Origin of the sequence: Aeromonas sp. QDB11, from assembly GCF_027705265.1 — a bacterium.
GTDB classification, from domain to species: domain Bacteria; phylum Pseudomonadota; class Gammaproteobacteria; order Enterobacterales; family Aeromonadaceae; genus Aeromonas; species Aeromonas allosaccharophila.
Window position 1 is genome coordinate 40715 of the sequence record NZ_JAPDBM010000018.1, and the last position, 21049, is coordinate 61763.

A 21049-nucleotide genomic window follows, 5' to 3' on the forward strand; every position below is an offset into this window, starting at 1 on the left:
GCTTACCAGCGCCCCGTGATACCGCGCTCTCGCCACAGGTCGACATCGAGCAGGTTGTAAGGGTCATCCAGATAGACGGCGATCCCCAGCTCCCGAACCCGGGCCATAAAGCGTCCCAGCAGGGAGTCGCCAGTCAAGGACTCCATCTCCGGCAGGATCCCCTGCCCCAGCAGCAAGGCTTGCAGCGGCAGACGCTCCAGCAGATCGAATGGCAGATGCTGGCTGTTGTCGAGCAGCAGCGCCAGCTTGCTCCCAGCCAGACTGGCTTGCAGCACCAGTGCGAAGCGGTCGGCATTGCCGAGCAGGTGATCACGCCGGTGGATCAGCAAGGTCAATTCGGATGGCGCACGCGACTGCTCCGCCAGCCACTCCTTGAGGGCATCCCAGCGGCTGGGCAAACCCGTCACCGCCAGCCAGACCGGATGTGGAGTCGCGGGGCTGGAGAGCAGACCAAGCTGGCCTTGCACCTCCCCCTGCCAACTACGAATAGTGCGGCGCTGGCCACTCAAGCGCTGCTGACGCAACGGCCCCAGATAGAGTCGGCGCAGCAACCTGAGCAACGCATCACAGTCGAGGGGCTTGGCCAGCGCCGCCAGAATATTGAAACCGGCATCGTGCAGCAGCCGACGGGCACCGTCGATCAGCGTCTGCTCATGGGCAGAAAGCAGCACGATGGGCAACCCCTCTTGCTGCAACCGGGGCTGGCTCATCAGCAGGCTGATGGCATCCTGCTCCACCAGACTGAGATCGCACACCAGCAGGCGAGTATCGCCCGCCGCCAGTGCGGCAAGGCAGGCCGCCTCATCCTGCACCCACTGGCAGGAGAGCCCCAGCGCGGCGATGGTTTGCTGCAACTGCATCCCCTGAAACGGGTGATCCTCGAGCAGCACTATCTTGTTGGCCGCCAGCCAGCAGCACCAGTCACGGTAACTGGCCGCGAGCCCTCCCAACCAATCCTCGCCGATGGCATAAATCCCCTGATGCGACTGCATCTGGGGAAAATAGTCTGCCTGCTGATGAGCGGCGGGATCGTAAAGCGCGATGGCGCCAGCCGCAAACAGCCCTTCCCACTGCCAGCAGGCATCCGGTTGAGTGCGGTGCAGCGTCACATAGGAGGGTAGTGTCGTGGCGCTGGCCAGTGCATGAGAGACGCCATCAAGGGCATAGAGCACGATGGGGCAAAATCCTGCCGCCTCGTGCTCTTCCGCATCGAGCAACGCCAGTAATTCTTCATCAGTGATGATCATCTTGAGCCCTCTTTGAAAACTGCTGGCTGAACTCATCCAATGCCCGGTTCAATCTGGCTTGCAGCGCCGGATGGGGCGCTTGCTGCCACTCTTCAATGACCGCCACCAACGCAGTCGCCCCTACCATTCTGGCGGCCCCCTTCAACTTGTGTAAAGCAGCATTCACGCCAACTTCATCTTCTTCTGCGCAACAGCGCTCAAGTTCGGCCAAATCATCACGGGTCGCCTTCAGATAAAGGGCGGCCAGTTCATCGGTCAGCAGCGAGACAACCGGTGTCGGGGCGACGGCATTGCCCCCTGCTCTGGCAATATGACGCAGCAAGGTCGCCAGCTCCTTGAGGGCGACCGGCTTGTCCAGATGGCCATCGCAACCACAGGATTGCAGCTCATTGGCAGCCTGTTCGCTGAGATCCGCGGTGATCACATAAACCGGCAGACGGGCCCAACGGTCAGATTGGCGCAACGCTCTGCACAGCTCGGCGCCGTTCATCACCGGCATCTGCAGATCGGTCAGCACAAAGTCCACCTCGTGCTGCGCCAGCAGATCCAGCGCCAACTGCCCGTTTGCGGCAGTGATGACGCTGGCACCGAGTTGCCCAAGTTGCAGGCTGATCAGCTCGCGATTGACATCGTGATCTTCCACCAACAGGACCCGCATGCCAAGCCCGGGCTGGGTACCGGCGATCGGCTGTTCAGGGGTTAATCGCGGTTGCAGCAGGGTAATGATGGTGCCGGGTACCCAGGACTCCCCCTGCCAGGCCCAATAGTAGAGGCCCTGTTCGTCCACCTCCGCTTGCAGCGTATCCACGGCGTTGCTGACGGTGGCGATCCCCAACCGGCTGAGCCAGGGCGAAAGGGCCTCTGCCTCATCGTGAGGTAAAGAGAGCGCCAGTTGCCGCACTCTGGGCTGCCACTCCGGCTCCTGCGCCACCCGTTTGAGGGGTAACTCGCAGAAGAAGCGGCTGCCGCCACCGACGCGCCCCTCGACATCGATAAGGCCGCCCATCTGCTCGATCAGCTGCTTGCAGATCGCCAGACCAAGGCCGGTGCCTGGTGCCCGCAGTTGCCCTTCAACGGCAAACTGTTCGAATGGCATAAAGAGCGTGGGGCGCATCCTGGCGGTGATCCCCGGTCCCTGATCATCGACCCCGAAGCGCAGGATCGCGTCTGCCAGCTCGGCCCACAGCACCACCTCCCCACGCTGGCTGAACTTGATGGCATTGGAGAGCAGATTGTGAAGCACTTGCCGTACCCGGTGAGGGTCGAGGGTCTGCAAGGCAGGCAGCGCCGGATCCAGCTGCAAGCGCAGTTGCAATCCCTTGGCCCGCGCCTTGGTCCAGTGCACCGCCGCCACGTGCTCGCACAGCTCGGCAAAATCGGTAGGCTGGGGTGAGAGGGAGAGTTGACGGCTTTCATTGCGGCTAAAATCGAGCACATCGTTGAGCAGGCCAAGCAGCTCGTCCCCCGCCTGCCGTACCCGCGCCAGTGCCGACCCTTGTTCCTGTGACAACGGCGTCGTGGCCAACCACTCCAGCAGGCCGAGAATGGCATTCATCGGCGTGCGGATCTCGTGACTGATAGCAGCCAGAAAACGGCCCTTGGCCTGTACCGCCTGCTGCGCCTGCTCATGAGAGTGCTGCAATGCCTGATCCTGCTCGACCCGGGCGGTGGCATCCTGCATCACCGCATAGATCCGCCACCCCTGCGGCTGACTGCGGCCACGGCCATAGAGCTGCAACCAGCGCACGCCCTTGGTGGGATGGTGATAACGCAGGGTGAATGCGAAGGGTTTGCCTGCCTGCAACATGGCGAACATCTCGCGCCGCACCCGGCTACGATCCTCGCGCTCCAGCATAGCGAGCACCCGTTTCGGCTCACGGCGGATCTGCTGGCTCGCCAGCCCCAGCAGCTCGTAACAGCCGCGGCTGATAAACTCGATGGCCCCCACCCGCCCCCGCTCGAACATAAACTGCAGCACCACGCCGGGCACGGTATTGGTCAGGGCGCGCAGACGGCGCTCTGCCTGACGCAGGAAACGGGCCTGCTCACGCAGCACACTGATATCCGACAGGGCGATGAGATCGGTGGCGGGCGCCTGCTTGTCCAGCCGCAGTGGATGCTGGGCATAGGCGAAGACCTGATCCCCCAGCACCAGCTCCCCTTCGCTCTTCTGGGGCTGTACCGGCGGCAACATCAGCTGCTGCGAGTAGCGCAGGGCCAGACGTCGCCCCTGCTTGTTGGATTTGATCACCTTGCCCTCACTGTTGCGCAGATAGACGGGCACCGGCAGCGCCTGAAACATGGTTTCGCGCAACTCGCTCTCGATGGCCAGCGCCTTCTCGGCGGCGTGACGCTGGGCCACTTCCCGTGCCAGTTGCTGGCGAGAACGCCAGATCCCGCCGATGACGATACCGCTGATCAGCAGTGCCATGGCGATGGAACCAAACCAGGCGGCATAGCTCACGCCGGGCTGCTGCACGACGAGCAAGCGGCGCCAGCGCTGGTTAAGCTCATCGATCTGGGTGCTGGTCAGGGCCATCAGGTTGCGATCCATCACCCCGGCCAGCTCGGTCTGGTCTTTGTTGATGGCAAAACCCAGGCCGAAGCGATCCTCCAGCTCCTCGATATCGAGCCCTTCCAGCAGGTTGGTGCGCTGGGGATATTGCAGCTGATAAAGCTCGCTTAGCATGGCGTCAGCCTTGCCCTGTTTGATCACCGCCAGCCCTTGTTCCAGTCCATCGGTACGAAGCCACTCCTGATCACCGAGCAGGGCGAGCAGGGAGGGATCGTAGAGGGATTCCGGCACCAGAATGCGCTGGCGCTTGAGCTGGGTGATGTGATCGGCGACCACCTTGCGCTTGCTGATCAAGGCAAACCGGTTGATGGAGATCGTCCGGCTAAAGATGAATTCGTCCGTCAGTGCCGGGGACTCCGGTAAACCGGCCATCATGTCGGCCTCACCGCGGCGCAGCTTTTCTATCGCCTCAGCCTTGCTGGCGGCAGCCACCAACTGGTATTTCAGGCCGGTCTCCTGGGTGACCCAGCGCAGCACATCCGCACTCCACCCTTTCGCCTCCCCCAGCTCATTGACGCCGCTATAGGGCATCAACTCGGGATTAACCACCAGACGGACGGTGCGCCCCCGGCCAGAGAGCCAGGCCTGTTCGGTATCGCTGAAGTGCAACTGGTTGACATAGAGCGACCCTTGATCGAGGTAGCGACCCAGATCGGCATAGAGGCTGCCGGCAGGCATGTAGCGGATAGCGGTATCGATCAGGCGAGCCAGTTCCGGTTCGCCACGCATCATCAAGCGATAACTGACCACCCGCTCATCCCCCAGCAACCTGCGCAGTCGCAAGCCATCGGCGGGAAATTCGCGCATCAGATAACGCAATTGCAGGTAGTCACCCAGATAGGCATTCCCTTTGCCGCTCTCCAGCGCCGAATAGAGATCTTCCCCCTTCGGCAGTTGCCTGATCACCGCATTCGGGTAGAGCGCCCTGAGCATCCTGCCGGAGCTGGTAGCAGCCGGAACCAGAAAGGTCGCATGTTCGAGATCACCACGGTAGAGAATGGCGGCATCCGTCTCCATCATCGCCCGGCTGACCAGCATATCGGGCAACACGGTCGAGATCGGACCGACATGAGGGACTATGTCGCAGTGGCCTCGCAGCAGCGCATCGCGCACCGCTTGCCAGTCGGGCAGTTCGTGTACCTTGAGCGGGACTGGCAGCACGGCGGCCAGCTTGGCGATCCGATCCTTGAGCAGACCTCCCCCCGCTAACAAATAAGGGGGCGGAAGGGTTGCGGGATAACAGATCTCCAGCTGGGTGATGGAGTCGACATAGGCCTGGGTCGCCGGTGCCAGCGGCAGCACTGTGGTCTGCAATCTCGTAGACTGCGGCGGCTTGGCTTGCAACGGCATGACCAGCACACTGGTCAGAAGCAGAAGGGGAAATTTTGTCATCTGAAAACAAAAGCCAGGCATCTGCCTGGCTTTTTATCACTCGTTGGGTTCAACATTTTCTACCCTGGCCTTGAGCTTCTGGCCAGGCCGGAAGGTCACCACGCGACGGGCGCTGATAGGAATATCCTCGCCCGTCTTGGGGTTACGTCCGGGACGCTGATTCTTCTCACGAAGGTCAAAGTTACCGAAGCCTGAAATCTTGACTTGTTCACCACGCTCTAGCGCCTGTCGGATTTCCTCAAAGAAGGCTTCCACCATATCTTTGGCTTCACGCTTGCTCATCCCGAGTTGGGTGAACAGGTGCTCTGCAATGTCGGCTTTGGTAAGCGCCATAGATCAATCCCTCAAGGATGCATTCAACTCTTCACCAAGGGCCCGCACGACATTGTCTACGGTCTCGGCAATCTCTTTCTCCTCCAGGGTGCGCTGGGTATCTTGCAATACAAGACTGATGGCCAGGCTCTTCTTGTCCTCTGCCATACCAGCACCCTGGTATACGTCAAACAAGTTTATTCCAACTACCTGATTTCCGCCAACTTTTTTAATTACCGCAAGCACATCACCTGCCAGAACCTGACGATCGACCACGACGGCGATGTCGCGACGGTTCGCCGGGAACTTGGAAACTTCGGCAGCCACCGGCACCTTGGCCGGGGTCAGCTTGTCCAGCTCCAGCTCAAACATCACCGCACGGCTCTTGAGGCCCAGCTTCTTCTCGAGGCTCGGGTGGATCACGCCGATGTGGCCGATGATCTCGCAATTACGCAGGATGGCTGCGCTCTGGCCCGGGTGCAGGGCGCTGTGCTCGGTACGCTCGAAGGTAAAGGTGGCCCCTTCGGCGGTCAAGTCCAGCACCGCTTCCAGATCCCCTTTCAAATCAAAGAAGTCGGCTGCGCGGGTTTTGATGTCCCAGTGCTCGTCACTCTGGTTGCCAGTGATGATACCGGCCAGCATCGGCTCTTGACGGATGCCGTTCTCGGCGCTTTCATCTTTGATGAAACGCAGACCCTGCTCGAATAGACGCACGCGCGGCTGCTGACGGTTCTGGTTGTAGACGACGGCTTGCACAAGACCCGGGAACAGAGAGACGCGCATAGCGGACATCTCGACCGAAATCGGGTTCGGCAGCACGATGGCATCGCTCTGCGGGAACAGGGTTTGCTGGGTCTTGGGATCGACGAAGCTGTAGGTGATCGCTTCCTGGAAACCGCGGTCAACCAGCAGGTCACGCACGCGCTTCAGGGTCACCTGCCCTTCTGCCTGCTCAACCATCGCCAGAGAGGCGGCGGGTTTGAGGTTCGGGATATTGTTGTAGCCGTAGATGCGGGCCACTTCCTCAATGAGGTCTTCCTCGATAGCGATATCGAAACGCCAGGAGGGCGCCAGCGCAGTCCAGCCGTCAGCATCCACAGTGACCTGCATGCCGAGGCGAGTCAGGATCTCAACCACTTGGGCATCAGCCACGCTGATACCGATCACCTTGTCGAGCTTGCTACGACGCAAGCGGATGGGTTCCGCTTTCGGCAGATGGGCATCGGATTTGACCTCGATGACCGGACCGGCTTCGCCGCCACAGATATCCAGCAGCAGGCGGGTGGCACGATCCATCACCTTGGCTTGCAGCTCGGGATCCACCCCGCGCTCGAAGCGATGGGAAGAGTCGGTGTGCAGACCGTAAGCGCGAGCACGACCGGTGATGGAGAGCGGCGCAAAGAAGGCACACTCCAGCAGGATGTCGGTAGTGGTCTCGGAAACACCGGTGCGATTGCCGCCGAAGATGCCGGCCATGCAGGCAGGGCCTTTGGCATCGGCAATCACCAGAGTAGTCTCTTTGAGCTTCACTTCGTTGCCGTCGAGCAGAGTCATCGGCTCATCGCTACGAGCGCGACGCACCACCAGTTCCCCTTCAAGCGTCGCCAGATCGAAGGCATGCATCGGCTGACCGAATTCCAGCAGCAGGTAGTTGGTGATGTCGACGATAGCGTCGATGGAGCGAATGCCGCCACGACGCAGCTTCTCTTGCATCCAGAGCGGGCTCTGGGCCTTGAGGTTCAGCCCCTTGATGACGCGCCCCAGATAACGGGGGCAGTCGGCTGGCGCCTCCACCCGGATCGGGAAGGTCGCATCGATAGTGGCAACAGCTGGCGCCCAGGTCGGCTCGACCACGTCCACGCTGTTGAGCACACCGATCTCACGGGCCAGACCGGCGATACCGAGGCAATCGGCTCGGTTCGGGGTCAGATCCACGTCGATGGAGACGTCGTTCAGATTGAGGTAGTCGCGAATATCGGTACCGATGGGGGCATCGGCCGGCAGCTCGATGATGCCATCGGCTTCAACGTCGATACCCAGCTCACTGAAAGAGCAGAGCATGCCGTGAGACGGCTGGCCACGCAGCTTGGCTTTCTTGATGGTGAAATCACCCGGCAGGGTCGCCCCTACTTTGGCCACACACACTTTCAAGCCCTGACGGCAGTTCGGCGCACCGCAGACGATATCAAGCAGCTCGGCCTCGCCCACGTTGACCTTGGTCACCCGCAGCTTGTCGGCGTCCGGGTGCTGGGCGCACTCGACCACTTCACCCACCACCACATTGTTGAACTGGCCAGCCACCGCTTCCACGGCGTCCACTTCCAGACCGGCCATGGTGATCTGCTCGGCCAGTGCATTGTCACTCAACTCGGTGCGGACCCACTCCATCACCCAGGATTTGCTGAATTTCATGTTCTCTCGCCCTTACTTGAACTGCTTGAGGAAGCGCAGGTCGTTTTCGAAGAAGGCACGCAGGTCGTTGACCCCGTAACGCAGCATGGTCAGGCGCTCAACGCCCATGCCGAAGGCAAAGCCGGAGTATTTTTCCGGATCGATACCAACCGAACGCAGTACGTTCGGGTGCACCATGCCGCAACCCAGCACTTCCAGCCACTTGCCATTCTTGCCCATCACGTCTACTTCGGCACTCGGCTCAGTGAACGGGAAATAGGAAGGACGGAAGCGAATGGTCAGGTCTTCCTCGAAGTAGTTGCGCAGGAAGTCGTGCAAAATGCCCTTCAGCTCGGTAAAGCTGGCATGCTCGTCAACCAACAGACCTTCAACCTGATGGAACATCGGGGTGTGGGTCATGTCGTAGTCGTTACGATAGACGCGGCCCGGTGCAATGATGCGGATCGGCGGCTGTTGCTGCTGCATGGTGCGGATCTGCACACCGGAGGTGTGGGTACGCAGCATCAGATCAGGATTGAAGTAGAAGGTATCGTGATCGGTACGCGCCGGATGGTGAGCCGGAATATTCAGCGCATCGAAGTTGTGGAAGCCATCTTCAATCTCGGGACCACGGGCCACCTTGAAGCCCATCTCGCCAAACAGGCGCTCGATGCGTTCGATGGTGCGGGTTACCGGGTGCAGACCGCCATTCTCGATGCGGCGGCCCGGCAGGCTGACGTCGATGGTCTCTGCGGCCAGCTTCTGGTTCAGCACGGCGACTTCGAGTGCTTCACGACGCTCGTTCAGGGCATCCTGAACCTGCTGTTTGGCCTGGTTGATCACGGCGCCCGCGGCGGGACGCTCTTCGGCAGACAAGGCACCCAGGCCCTTCATCTGCTCGGTAAAAAAGCCCTTTTTACCCAGATATTTGACCCGGATTTCGTCGAGGGTAGCGATATCGCTCACGCCCTCAATTTCGGCTCTGGCTTGGCCGACTACTTCTTCAAGCTGTTGCATGTCTTCCTCGTCACCACTCCCGGTACAGGAGCCTTTAGGCTAAATAAGGTCAAGAGGGGAATAATACAAAAAAAGCCCCTTCGCTGACCATAGTTAAGGTGGGCTTTTCTCCCTACAAATCATTTTGTTATATCAAGCGAGTCTCATCGGCTCACCGCCACTCTTGAAATAGTGGAACAAACATCTAGTTTGTTGGCATATGAACCATTTGTAGAACAAGTCATCTCGCACATATCACCTTGTGTGGAGAAATCTGTAGCGCGTGTAAAACAGTGGACAGAATATGGACGGGAGAATGGAAAAAGTGATGTAAAACCGTGAATGACAGATACAAAAAAGGAGGCCTGAGCCTCCTTTTAACGTTTATAACAGGACTGGATTAAACCAGAGCTGCTTTAGCTTTTTCAACCAGGGCGGTGAAAGCCATTTTGTCGTGAACGGCGATATCGGACAGGATCTTGCGATCGATCTCGATAGAAGCCTTCTTCAGACCGTTGATCAGACGGCTGTAGGACAGACCGTTCTGACGGGCTGCAGCGTTGATACGCGCAATCCACAGCTGACGGAACTGACGCTTTTTCTGGCGACGGTCACGGTAGGCATACTGACCAGCTTTGGTTACCGCTTGTACCGCTACGCGGTAAACACGGGAACGGGCGCCGTAGTAACCTTTGGCGGCTTTCATTACTTTCTTGTGACGAGCTCGAGCAGTCACACCACGTTTAACTCTTGGCATTTTTCACATCCCCCCTTATGCGTACGGCAGACAAGCGACAACACGTTTGTGGTCGGCAGCAGAAACCATGAATTTCGGTCCCAGCTGACGCTTACGCTTGCTGCTCTTCTTGGTCAGGATGTGACGCAGGTGGTTGTGCTTGCACTTGAAGCGACCCGAGCCAGTCTTTTTGAAGCGCTTTGCAGCACCCCGGTTGGTTTTCATCTTCGGCATTTCATACTCCGCATTGTGAGTGACAACAAAATCGCAAGGCGAACCGACTCACGGGCGAACCCGTGAGTCAATTTCTTGTGGGCCTTAAGATTTCTTCTTGGGTGCGAGGACCATCACAGCTTGACGGCCTTCGACTTTCGGGAACGACTCGACTACGGCCAACTCTTCCAGATCGTTCTTGACGCGTTCCAGAACCTTGATACCAAGATCCTGGTGGGCCATTTCACGACCACGGAAGCGCAGGGTGACCTTAGCCTTGTCCCCGTCTTCCAGAAAGCGAACCAGGTTGCGTAGTTTTACCTGATAGTCGCCTTCGTCAGTGCCAGGACGGAATTTGATTTCCTTGACCTGGACGACTTTCTGCTTTTTCTTCTGTTCTTTGGTTGTTTTGCTCTTTTCGTAGAGGAATTTGCCGTAATCCATGATCCGGCAAACGGGCGGCTCAGCATTTGGACTGATCTCGACCAGATCAACTCCGGCCTCTGCGGCCAAGTTCAGAGCATCCTGAATGGTAGTGATGCCGATGGCTTCACCATCCAGACCAGTCAGACGAACTTCTTTCAGACGGATCTCTTCATTGATCCGGTGAGCGCGGGCTTGCGGTTGCTTGCCCAGTTTTTTTCCGCCTTTTATAGCTTATTCCTCCACTTTCTTTTGTCCGCGGGTCTGAACTTCCTGGGTCAACAGAGCGATGAACTCTTCAACAGGATAAGTGCCCAGGTCAGCCCCTTTACGAGTCCGTACTGCAATCTTACCGGCTTCAACTTCTTTATCGCCGCAGACCAGCATGAAAGGTACTCGTTTCAAAGTATGCTCGCGGATTTTAAAGCCAATCTTCTCATTTCTCAAGTCCGCTTTTGCGCGAATGCCCGCATCATTCAATGCTTTGGCTACTTTCACCGCATAATCGGCCTGATTATCCGTGATATTCATGACCACAGCCTGAGTCGGCGCCAACCAGGTCGGGAACAGACCGGCGTACTCTTCTGTCAGAATACCGATGAAACGCTCGATAGAGCCCAGGATGGCCCGGTGGATCATCACAGGGACATGACGCTCGTTGTTTTCACCCACGTAAGTGGCACCCAAGCGACCAGGCAGGGCAAAGTCGAGCTGCACGGTACCACATTGCCACGCACGATCAAGGCAATCGTGCAGAGTAAATTCAATCTTGGGACCGTAGAACGCCCCTTCACCCGGCTGCAGATCGTACTTCAGACCGTTGAGCTCCAGCGCTTCGGCCAGTGCTTTCTCGGCGCGATCCCACATCTCGTCGGAGCCGATACGCTGCTCGGGACGAGTGGAGAGCTTGACCACGATGTTCTCGAAGCCAAAGGTACCGTAGACGTCATAGACCATACGAATACAGCCGGAGACCTCTTCCATGATCTGCTCTTCGGTACAGAAGATGTGAGCGTCATCCTGAGTGAAGCCGCGCACCCGCATCAGACCGTGCAGGGAACCGGACGGTTCGTTACGGTGGCAGGAGCCAAACTCGGCCATACGCAGCGGCAGATCACGGTAGGACTTCAAACCCTGGTTGAAGATCTGGACGTGACCCGGGCAGTTCATCGGCTTGATGGCGTACTCGCGGTTCTCGGACTGGGTGGTGAACATGGCCTGGGCATATTTTTCCCAGTGACCTGAACGCTCCCACAGCACACGGTCCATCATGAACGGACCTTTCACTTCCTGATAGTCGTACTCTTTGAGCTTGCCGCGGATAAAGGTTTCCAGCTCACGGAAGATGGTCCAGCCATCGTTGTGCCAGAACACCATACCGGGCGCTTCTTCCTGCATGTGATACAGGTCGAGCTGCTTGCCGATCTTGCGGTGGTCGCGCTTGGCGGCCTCTTCCAGACGCTGCAGATAGGCCTTGAGCTGCTTCTTGTCAGCCCAGGCAGTACCGTAGATACGCTGCAGCATCTTGTTGTTGGAGTCGCCACGCCAGTAGGCGCCGGACATCTTCAGCAACTTGAAGTGGTGGCAGTGACGCATGTTGGGCACGTGCGGGCCGCGACACATGTCGATGTACTCTTCGTGATGATAGAGACCTGGCTGGTCATCACGGGCAATGTTCTGATCCAGGATTTCGACTTTGTAAGACTCGCCGCGCGCCTCGAATACATCGCGCGCTTCTTGCCAGGAGACTTTCTTCTTGATGACGTCGTAATCCTTGGCTACCAGCGCCAGCATGCGCTCTTCCAGGGCAGCCAGATCTTCATCGGTCAGGGTGCGGTCAAGATCAACGTCGTAGTAAAAACCGTTGTCGATGACAGGACCGATGGCCATCTTGGTCTGGGGCCAGAGTTGCTTGATAGCGTGACCCAGCAAGTGGGCACAGGAGTGGCGCAGGATGTCCAGACCTTCTTCGTCTTTGGCGGTGATGATGGCCAGCGCAGCATCGGCTTCGATCAGCTCGCACGCATCCACCAGTTCACCGTTTACCCGACCGGCAATGCACGCCTTGGCGAGACCGGGACCGATGTCCGCGGCCACATCCATGACGGAAACAGAGTGGGCAAATTGACGTTGGCTGCCGTCAGGCAGAGTAATGATTGGCATTATGTGTTTCCTTATACAGTGGTGACCCCTACCAAAGGTCACATGCGGGATGGAAAAAGAGATTCGAATAAGGTGATGTTCCGGTTCTCCACAGCACTTTGCGAAGACGGCCTGACACGTAAACAGCATGTCTAACGTGACAAACCAAGCCAAAACGGCACCATGCTACCAGAAGTCACCGTGGCTGTATCGGATTTGATGAGATTTTCTACAGTTAAATGAGTCGCTTGCCGACTATTCACCAAGCAGGGATTGCCAGTTGAAGTCAAAACGACTGTTCCCCTCCTCGGCTAGTGCCAGCTCCTGCAGCACCTGAAGCGCCAGCTTGTTGCCCTTTTGCGCTGCCTGATAGAGCCACTGTTTCGCCTGAGAAAGATCGACACGCCCACTCGCCCCCATCAGATGAAGCACCCCGACTTTCAGCATGGCCGGCACATCGCCATTGCGGGCAGCCAGATCCATCCAGTGAAAGGCTTGACGCAGATCCCGCTTCACGCCTGCTCCGCGCAAATAGACATCCGCCAGCCGATATTGACCGAAGGGATCCCCCGCCTGCGCCGACTGATTATAGAGCGTGATGGCCCGATTCATATCCTGCTCACTCCCTTGCCCCACCTCATGACTCCAGCCCATCAGCGCCTGCGCCCTTGGTTGCCCCTGCGCCGCCAGTGGCGACCAGATCCGGGTCGCCTCATCGAAGTGACCGGTACGCCAGGCACGGTTGGCGGCAGCCATCTCCTGCTCTGTAGAGAGCGGGAGCAGACGCCAGATAACTAGAGCAAGCAGACCAATAAACAGCCAGCGGGAAGTGGTGGGGCTCATGATGATTTCCGTGATCCAGTTCTCATTTTGTCTATGTAAACGAAATGTAGCGCCGCAATCAAGCAAGAGATCCCTGCGACAACCCTTTTTGCACCCGGTCGCTCAGCAGTAGTTGTCATTTGTCCGGGGCACCTGCAAAATAACTGTATGTATAACCAGTACTAGTGCGCACCATGGCAGGACGAGGCAGCCCCCACAATATCGATCACCGTTTTAGCGGCCCCCTTGTCGAAACGGTCGATGACGGCTGGCAATCGTCCGATTGGGATGCCGCCTTCACCCCCTCTGTGCCTAGCACCAAGGTACGGGAGATCGATGCACGCAGCATCATCAGCTACAACAGCTCGCCGGATGTACCGTTTGGTCGCTCCATCAACCCCTATCAGGGGTGTGAACATGGCTGTATCTACTGCTATGCCAGACCCAGTCACGCCTATCTGGAGCTCTCCCCCGGCCTCGATTTCGAGAGCAAGCTGTTTGCCAAACGCAATGCAGCCGATCTGCTACGTCGGGAGTTTGCCAAACCGGCCTATCAGCCACAGACCATCGTCATTGGCGCCAATACCGACCCCTATCAACCCATCGAGCAGCGCTATCGCCTCACCCGGCAGTTGCTGGAAGTGATGCTGGCCCATCGCCATCCGGTCGGCCTCATAACCAAGAGCGCCATGATCTTGCGTGACCTCGATCTGTTGACCGAGCTGGCCAGAGAGGGACTGTGTCAGGTGATGGTGTCGGTGACGACCTTGAACGAAACCCTGCGGCGACAGCTGGAGCCCCGCGCCAGCACGGGTGCCGGCCGCTTGAAAGTGATCGAGAAGCTGGCCAACGCTGGCGTGCAGGTGGGGGTACTAGCCGCCCCCATGATCCCGCGGCTCAATGAGCCGGAGCTGGAGCAGATCATCAAATCGGCCGCCGAGGTTGGCGCCAGCTGCGCCGATTACATCCTGCTGCGATTACCCCACGAGTTGGCTCCGCTATTTGGTGACTGGCTCGATACCCACTATCCGGGCCAGAAGGAGGCTATTTTGAATCAGTTGCGAGCCAGCCGCGGTGGCGGGCTCAACAGTACCGCCTTCGGCACCCGCATGCGCGGTGAGGGGCATTTTGCCGATCTGCTGGCCCAGCGCTTTCGCCTTATCAGCAAGCGCCTTGGACTTGGCAAACGCCATATTCAGCTCAGGCTGGATGGGTTTATCCGCCCAGGGGAGCAGCTGTCGCTCTTCTAATCCCCCTCTCATGCCCTGCATATATCAGGTGCACAGCCCTTGCCTGCCAAGAGGTCGAGAGGAAGACCTGCCGCGACACATCCTGTAGGAACCCCGCTTTTCCGAATTTTCCAACGGATTAGCTATGTCACGACATGATCGCACTATCCGGTAAAGACAGGGCAAGCGCCTTAGCCTGCTCGCTGATCCCGACCCTGTTGCACCATTTCAACCGGCAGTCGCGAGGGTTCATGGGCCACTTCGTGCTCATCCTCGCCATACTGCGGCACCGCTGACGCTCCCCATACCCGGCTCCACCAAATTTCCCACGTGATCCAACTGGTCATATGCAGCTCCTGACGGTGAAGGTGATGGCAACGGCGCACCACTCGCTCGGCAGGATAGCGGCTGGGGATGACAGGGAAATGACAAAAAAATCACTTGTAAACAGGCAACGGGCCGTGGCGGGGAAAAGCCGAAACAGCTCACATATTCGGCGAAACAACCCTGAAAGCGGTCACAAATCTGCAGGTTGTGGATTGCAGCCCACCTTGTTCCCGCCAAAGCTGGCTTGCCCATTCAAGCATGTATAAAAACAGGGACACAATAATGAAACACACAGCGGGAATCTGGGCGATCGCAGGCATGCTGATCGCTCCCTTGGCGCACGCCGATGTCATACTGCACGCCTTCAACTGGAAGTACAGTGAAGTGACCGCCAAAGCCGACCTTATCAAGTCGGCCGGTTACAAACAGGTACTCATCTCACCGCCCCTGAAGTCCTCGGGCAACGAGTGGTGGGCCCGTTACCAGCCGCAGGATCTGCGCCTTGTCGACACCCCCCTTGGCAACAAGCAGGATCTCGAGCAGCTGATCGCCGCCATGAAGGCGCGCGGTATCGCCGTCTATGCCGATGTGGTGCTCAACCACATGGCCAACGAGAGCTGGAAGCGCCAGGACCTCAACTACCCCGGTAGCGAACTGCTCGGTCAGTACGCCGCCAACCCAGCCTATTTCGAGCGCCAGAAGCTGTTTGGCGATCTGGGGCAAAACCTGCTGGCTGCCGCCGATTTTCATCCAGAAGGGTGCATCAGTGACTGGAGCGATCCGGGCCACGTCCAGTACTGGCGCCTGTGTGGCGGCGCGGGTGACAAGGGTCTACCGGATCTGGATCCCAACAACTGGGTGGTGAGCCAGCAGCAGGCCTATCTCAAGGCGCTCAAGGGGATGGGGATCAAGGGCTTTCGGGTCGATGCGGTCAAACATATGAGCGATTACCAGATCAACGCCGTGTTCACCCCCGAGATCAAACAGGGGATGCATGTGTTTGGCGAGGTGATCACCACAGGGGGCGCCGGCAGCACCGATTACGAGCGCTTCCTCAAACCCTACCTCGACAACAGCGGTCAGGGTGCCTATGACTTTCCGCTGTTTGCCTCCCTGCGCGGGGCGTTCAGTTACGGTGGCAGCATGAACCTGCTGGCGGATCCGGGTGCCTATGGTCAGGCCCTGCCGGGTAGCCGCGCCGTCACCTTTGCCGTGACCCACGACATCCCCACCAACGACGGTTTCCGCTATCAGGTCTTAAGCCAGACAGACGAGAAGCTGGCCTATGCCTACCTGCTCGGGCGCGATGGTGGCTCACCGCTGGTCTATTCGGATCACGGCGAGACCCAGGCCAAGGACGGCCTGCGCTGGCAGGATTACTACCTGCGCGCCGATCTCAAGGGAATGATCCGCTTTCACAATGCGGTGCAGGGTCAGCCGATGCAGTTGGTCGGCAGCGGCGACTGCTTCGTGCTGTTCAAACGGGGCAAGCAGGGGCTGGTCGGTATCAACAAGTGCGACGACGAGCAGGAGTACTGGCTCGATACCGCTAGGTTCGAAATGAACTGGTATCGCAACTATCGGGACGTGCTCGACCAAGGTGCCGTGCTCAACGTGCAGAGCCAATGGGTACGGGTCGCCATGCCCGCCCGCAGCGCCAGAATGTGGCTGCAGGAGTGATCCCGCCAGCACCCTGCCCTACTTTTATCTGGCAGTCATAAAAAGCAGACAAATAAAAAGAGCGACCACCTGGGTCGCTCTTTTTGCTGAGGCAAGTGACTCAGGAGACGATTACTCGTCGCCCGCTTCCCCTGCATCGACCGCATCAGTGCCGGTCGCGGTATCGGTACCTTCAGATACCTCACCGTCCACGGCCAGAGCGTCGTTCTCGTTCTCGTCTTCGTCACTCTCGGCGATGCGCTGCAGGCCAACCACGGTCTCGTCTTCACCGGTACGGATCAGACGGACACCGCCGGTGTTACGGCCAATGACGCTCACCTCGGCAACACGGGTACGCACCAGGGTGCCGCCGTTGGTGATCAGCATGATCTGGTCGGTATCTTCGACCTGGATCGCATCGATCACCTTGCCATTGCGCTCATCCACCTTGATGGAGATAACGCCCTGGGTACCACGGCTCTTGGTCGGGTACTCATTGAGTGCGGTACGTTTGCCGTAACCGTTCTCGGTAGCGGTGAGGATGGCACCTTCGCCACGCGGAACGATGAGGGAAACCACCTTGTCACCGGCGCCCAGCTTGATGCCGCGCACACCGGCAGCGGTACGACCCATCGGGCGTACGCCCTTGAAGGTGCCCTTGCTTTCGGTGCCTTCGCCGTTGTCGCTGCCATCATCGTCATTGCCGGCATCGTCGTCGGTTTCAACGTCATCGCTGACATCCGCATCAGCGCGACCGCTGCCTTCGGCGAAGCGAACGACTTTGCCCGCATCGGAGAAGAGCATGATCTCGTTGCTGCCATCGGTGATATCCACCCCGATCAGCTCATCACCCTCTTTGAGGTTGATGGCACGAATACCGGAGGAGAGCGGACGGCTGAAGTCAGACAAGCTGGTCTTCTTCACGGTGCCGTTGGCGGTGGCGAAGAACACATACTTCTCGGCATCATACTCCTTCACCGGCAGGATGGCGGTGATACGCTCACCCTCTTCCAGCGGCAGCAGGTTGATGATCGGACGACCACGGGCGCCACGGGACGCTTCCGGAAGCTGGTAAACCTTGAGCCAGTAGACCTTGCCGCGGGTGGAGAAGCACAGAATGGTGTCGTGGGTGTTGGCCACCAGCAGACGTTCCACAAAGTCCTCTTCCTTGATCCGGGTGGCCGACTTGCCACGACCACCGCGGCGCTGGGCCTCGTAGTCGGAGAGCGGCTGATACTTCACATAGCCCTGGTGAGACAGGGTAACTACCACGTCTTCCGGGGTGATCAGATCTTCGATGTTGATCTCGGCACTGGACATGCTGATCTCGGTGCGACGCTCGTCGCCATACTGCTCGCGCACGGCCAGCAGCTCATCGCGGATCACTTCCATCAGACGAGCCGGGCTCGCCAGGATGTGCAGCAGCTCGGCGATCAGATCCAGCAGAGATTGGTACTCTTCCAGGATCTTCTCGTGCTCGAGGCCGGTCAACTTGTGCAGACGCAGGTCAAGGATGGCCTGGGCTTGCTGTTCGGTCAGGAAGTATTGACCTTCACGAATACCGAACTGTGGCTCCAGCCACTCTGGCCGCGCTGCGTCGTCGCCCGCTTTCTCCAGCATGGACGCCACGTTGCCGAGTTCCCAGCCCTTGGCAACCAGGCCCGCTTTTGCATCGGCCGGCGTCGCGCTGTGACGAATAAGCTCGATGATGGGATCGATGTTGGCCAGCGCAACCGCCAGACCTTCAAGGATATGGGCCCGATCCCGCGCCTTGCGCAGTTCGAACACGGTCCGGCGAGTCACCACTTCACGGCGGTGCAGCAGGAACGCATCCAGGATCTCTTTAAGGTTCATCACCTTGGGCTGGTTGTTATCGAGCGCCACCATGTTGATGCCGAACGTGGTTTGCAGCTGGGTGTGCTTGTAGAGATTGTTCAGCACAATCTCGCCAGACTCGCCACGTTTGATCTCGATAACAATGCGCATGCCGTCTTTATCAGACTCATCGCGCAGGGCACTGATGCCCTCAATTTTCTTCTCTTTGACCAGCTCGGCGATCTTTTCGATCAACCGCGCCTTGTTCACCTGATAAGGCAGCTCGTGAACGATGATGGTCTCGCGACTGGTCTTGTCGTCCACTTCCACTTCGGCCTTGGCGCGCACATAGACGGAACCACGACCGGTGCGGTAAGCCTGCACGATGCCGGAACGACCGTTGATGATGCCGCCGGTGGGGAAATCAGGCCCGGTGATATAGGTCATCAACTCATCGATGGTGAGGTCGCCATTCTCAATCAACGCCAGACAGCCGTTGACTATCTCGGTGAGGTTGTGAGGCGGAATGTTGGTCGCCATGCCCACCGCAATACCGGAGGAGCCGTTGATCAACAGGTTGGGAACCTTGGTGGGCATGACAGCCGGGATCATCTCGGTGCCGTCATAGTTCGGCACCCAGTCCACGGTCTCTTTGTCCAGATCAGCCAGCAACTCGTGAGAGATGCGGGCCATCCGCACTTCGGTATAACGCATGGCCGCGGCGCTGTCGCCGTCGACTGAACCGAAGTTGCCCTGACCATCGACCAGCATGTAACGCATGGAGAAATCCTGCGCCATCCGGACAATGGTGTCATACACAGCGATATCGCCGTGCGGGTGATATTTACCGATTACGTCACCGACCACACGGGCCGATTTTTTATAGGGCTTGTTCCAGTCGTTCCCCAACTCGTTCATTGCAAACAGAACGCGGCGGTGAACCGGTTTCAAGCCATCACGCACATCCGGCAGAGCTCGTCCTACGATCACGCTCATGGCGTAATCAAGATAGGAACTCTTGAGCTCTTCTTCGATGTTGACCGGCGTGATCTCTCTGGCCAGATCGCTCATAGAAAGCCTTATCCCTAATTAGTTGTTCTTTGGCTTAAACAGCGCGACATGGTAACACACTGAGCCAAATACCTTAAGCCACAAATCGGGTATCAGATCGGGCTGGTGTGACAAAGTCCGTCCGTTATAATGCCCGCCAGGACAATAGATTGCGCCCATGACTCATAACCGGGCGCCCGGCCACAGGATCTTCGAAAAATGCACAGTGACGCCAATGTCGATCTGACAGAAATCGCCAAGTTTGACGCCATCGCCTCCCGCTGGTGGGACATGGAAGGTGAATTCAAACCCCTGCATCAAATCAATCCGGTACGCCTTGACTGGATCACCGACAAAAGTGGCGGTCTGTTTGGCAAGCGCATGCTCGATATCGGGTGTGGTGGTGGCATCCTCTCCGAGAGCATGGCGCGCCGTGGCGCCAAGGTAACCGGCATCGACATGGGCAAGGAGCCGCTCGGGGTCGCCCGCCTGCACGCTCTGGAGCAGGGTGTCGAGCTCGAATATCGCCAGATCACCGCCGAAGCTCATGCCTTGGAGGCCGCCGGCCAGTATGACGTGGTCACCTGCATGGAGATGCTTGAGCATGTGCCGGACCCGGCCTCCGTGCTGCGCGCCATCGCGACCCTGGTTCGCCCGGGTGGCCGGGTGTTTGTCTCTACCATCAACCGCAACCCGAAAGCCTATCTGATGATGATCATCGGGGCCGAATACCTGATGAAGATGGTGCCCAAGGGTACCCACGACCACAAAAAGTTCATCACCCCGGCCGAACTGTGTCGCATGGGTGAAGCGGCTGGCCTGCTGGTGCGCGACATGAGCGGCGTCCACTATGCCCCCCTCACCAACCAGTTCAAGCTCGGCAAGAATGTTGACGTCAACTATATGGTGGAGTTTGTCCGCCCGGAGCACGGTTGATGAGCGCCTCTCACCCTGTGCCTCTGCGCTGCGTGCTGTTTGATCTGGACGGCACCCTGCTCGACACGGCCCCGGATCTCGGCGCCGCCGCCAACCATGTGCTGATAAACGAAGGTTTTGCGCCGCTCTCTGACGACATCATTCGTCAGACCACCTCCCACGGAGCGCTCGGGCTGCTGAAAGCGGGTCTTGGCGACGAACTGCTTGAAGAGCTGGGGGCCACGCGCCTGCGCAATGCCCTGCTCGACTACTACGCGGCCAACCTCTGTGTCGGTACCCGCCCCTATGAGGGGATGGTGGATCTTATCGAGTGGCTGGATGAAAAAGCGCTGCCCTGGGGCATCGTCACCAACAAGCCGGGCTTTCTCACCGAACCGCTGCTGGCGTCCCTGCCACAGCTTGCCAGCTGCGGCGTCACCGTCAGCGCCGATACCCTGCCGGTACGCAAGCCCGACCCCGCCCCCATGTTCTTTGCCTGCGACCAGCTGGGCGTCGAGGCGGCTCACTGCCTCTATGTGGGTGATCATGTGCGGGACATCGAAGCGGGCCGCAATGCGGGCATGCGCACCGCCGTCGCTGGCTGGGGCTATCTGAGCGATAACGAGGATCCCGCCGAGTGGGGCGCCGATCTGCACTTCGATACCGTGCAGGCCCTGCACCACTGGCTGCGCTACGAGCTGACGGCCAAGGTGTGACGCGCAGCCTTACCGAGTAACGTGCAATAACGGGGCGGAGAGAGACTCCCCGCCCTCTTGAACCTCTTCATTTACGCTCTCATACGCTC

The 21049-nt window shown here is 58.7% G+C and carries 16 protein-coding genes; 4 read left to right on the forward strand and 12 right to left on the reverse strand.

The features are described 5' to 3' along the window. Positions 1-2: 2 nt before the first annotated feature. The 10 genes from OKC40_RS08390 to OKC40_RS08435 all read right to left on the reverse strand — a co-directional run bounded on the left by OKC40_RS08390 (position 3) and on the right by OKC40_RS08435 (position 13270). Positions 3-1247 carry a response regulator gene (locus tag OKC40_RS08390; RefSeq protein ID WP_182937475.1) on the reverse strand — a complete coding sequence of 415 codons (1245 nt, stop codon included), beginning with the start codon at positions 1245-1247 and terminating at the stop codon, positions 3-5. Then, positions 1234-5235 (reverse strand): response regulator, encoded by a 4002-nt coding sequence (locus tag OKC40_RS08395; protein WP_182937477.1) that lies wholly within the window; start codon positions 5233-5235, stop codon positions 1234-1236. The genes OKC40_RS08390 and OKC40_RS08395 overlap by 14 nt, the downstream gene beginning before the upstream one ends. A gap of 15 nt (positions 5236-5250) precedes the next feature. Next, the gene (gene ihfA, locus OKC40_RS08400; protein WP_005300715.1) at positions 5251-5547 is read right to left on the reverse strand and encodes an integration host factor subunit alpha; all 297 of its coding nucleotides are present in this window, start codon (positions 5545-5547) and stop codon (positions 5251-5253) included. A gap of 3 nt (positions 5548-5550) precedes the next feature. After that, complete coding sequence (gene pheT, locus OKC40_RS08405; protein WP_075113581.1) at positions 5551-7938, reverse strand: phenylalanine--tRNA ligase subunit beta; 2388 nt, start codon at positions 7936-7938, stop codon at positions 5551-5553. Positions 7939-7950: 12 nt separating this feature from the next. Then, on the reverse strand, positions 7951-8934 hold the full coding sequence (gene pheS / locus OKC40_RS08410; RefSeq protein ID WP_005351972.1) for a phenylalanine--tRNA ligase subunit alpha: 984 nt from the start codon (positions 8932-8934) through the stop codon (positions 7951-7953). A gap of 379 nt (positions 8935-9313) precedes the next feature. Next, complete coding sequence (rplT, locus tag OKC40_RS08415) at positions 9314-9670, reverse strand: 50S ribosomal protein L20 (protein WP_005336687.1); 357 nt, start codon at positions 9668-9670, stop codon at positions 9314-9316. 15 nt (positions 9671-9685) lie between these two features. Further along, positions 9686-9883, reverse strand: a complete 198-nt coding sequence (gene rpmI, locus OKC40_RS08420; RefSeq protein ID WP_005336688.1) for a 50S ribosomal protein L35 — start codon at positions 9881-9883, stop codon at positions 9686-9688. 84 nt (positions 9884-9967) lie between these two features. Next, positions 9968-10516, reverse strand: coding sequence for a translation initiation factor IF-3 (gene infC, locus OKC40_RS08425; RefSeq protein ID WP_075113580.1), 549 nt, complete (start codon positions 10514-10516; stop codon positions 9968-9970). 3 nt (positions 10517-10519) lie between these two features. Beyond that, a complete protein-coding gene (gene thrS / locus OKC40_RS08430; protein ID WP_111808229.1) occupies positions 10520-12448 on the reverse strand; it encodes a threonine--tRNA ligase in 1929 nt (642 codons plus the stop codon). 234 nt (positions 12449-12682) lie between these two features. After that, positions 12683-13270, reverse strand: a complete 588-nt coding sequence (locus OKC40_RS08435; protein WP_182937483.1) for a tetratricopeptide repeat protein — start codon at positions 13268-13270, stop codon at positions 12683-12685. Positions 13271-13443: 173 nt separating this feature from the next. Between OKC40_RS08435 and OKC40_RS08440 the strand changes: the two genes are divergently transcribed. Beyond that, a complete protein-coding gene (locus tag OKC40_RS08440) occupies positions 13444-14499 on the forward strand; it encodes a PA0069 family radical SAM protein (RefSeq protein ID WP_270694132.1) in 1056 nt (351 codons plus the stop codon). Between the two features lie 170 nt (positions 14500-14669). On the opposite strand, the gene OKC40_RS08445 is transcribed toward OKC40_RS08440, so the two are convergent. Then, a complete protein-coding gene (locus tag OKC40_RS08445; protein ID WP_182937487.1) occupies positions 14670-14825 on the reverse strand; it encodes a hypothetical protein in 156 nt (51 codons plus the stop codon). Positions 14826-15087: 262 nt separating this feature from the next. Here OKC40_RS08445 and OKC40_RS08450 point away from each other — a divergent pair, with 262 nt between their 5' ends. Further along, entirely contained in the window at positions 15088-16485 is a 1398-nt protein-coding gene (locus OKC40_RS08450; protein ID WP_182937489.1) for an alpha-amylase family protein, read from the forward strand. Positions 16486-16596: 111 nt separating this feature from the next. On the opposite strand, the gene gyrA is transcribed toward OKC40_RS08450, so the two are convergent. Then, complete coding sequence (gene gyrA / locus OKC40_RS08455) at positions 16597-19350, reverse strand: DNA topoisomerase (ATP-hydrolyzing) subunit A (RefSeq protein ID WP_111807006.1); 2754 nt, start codon at positions 19348-19350, stop codon at positions 16597-16599. A 198-nt stretch (positions 19351-19548) separates the two neighbouring features. Between gyrA and ubiG the strand changes: the two genes are divergently transcribed. Continuing rightward, complete coding sequence (gene ubiG / locus OKC40_RS08460) at positions 19549-20265, forward strand: bifunctional 2-polyprenyl-6-hydroxyphenol methylase/3-demethylubiquinol 3-O-methyltransferase UbiG (protein ID WP_270694048.1); 717 nt, start codon at positions 19549-19551, stop codon at positions 20263-20265. Further along, complete coding sequence (locus tag OKC40_RS08465; RefSeq protein ID WP_270794798.1) at positions 20265-20960, forward strand: HAD family hydrolase; 696 nt, start codon at positions 20265-20267, stop codon at positions 20958-20960. Before ubiG ends, OKC40_RS08465 begins: the two co-directional genes overlap by 1 nt. Positions 20961-21049 lie beyond the last annotated feature (89 nt).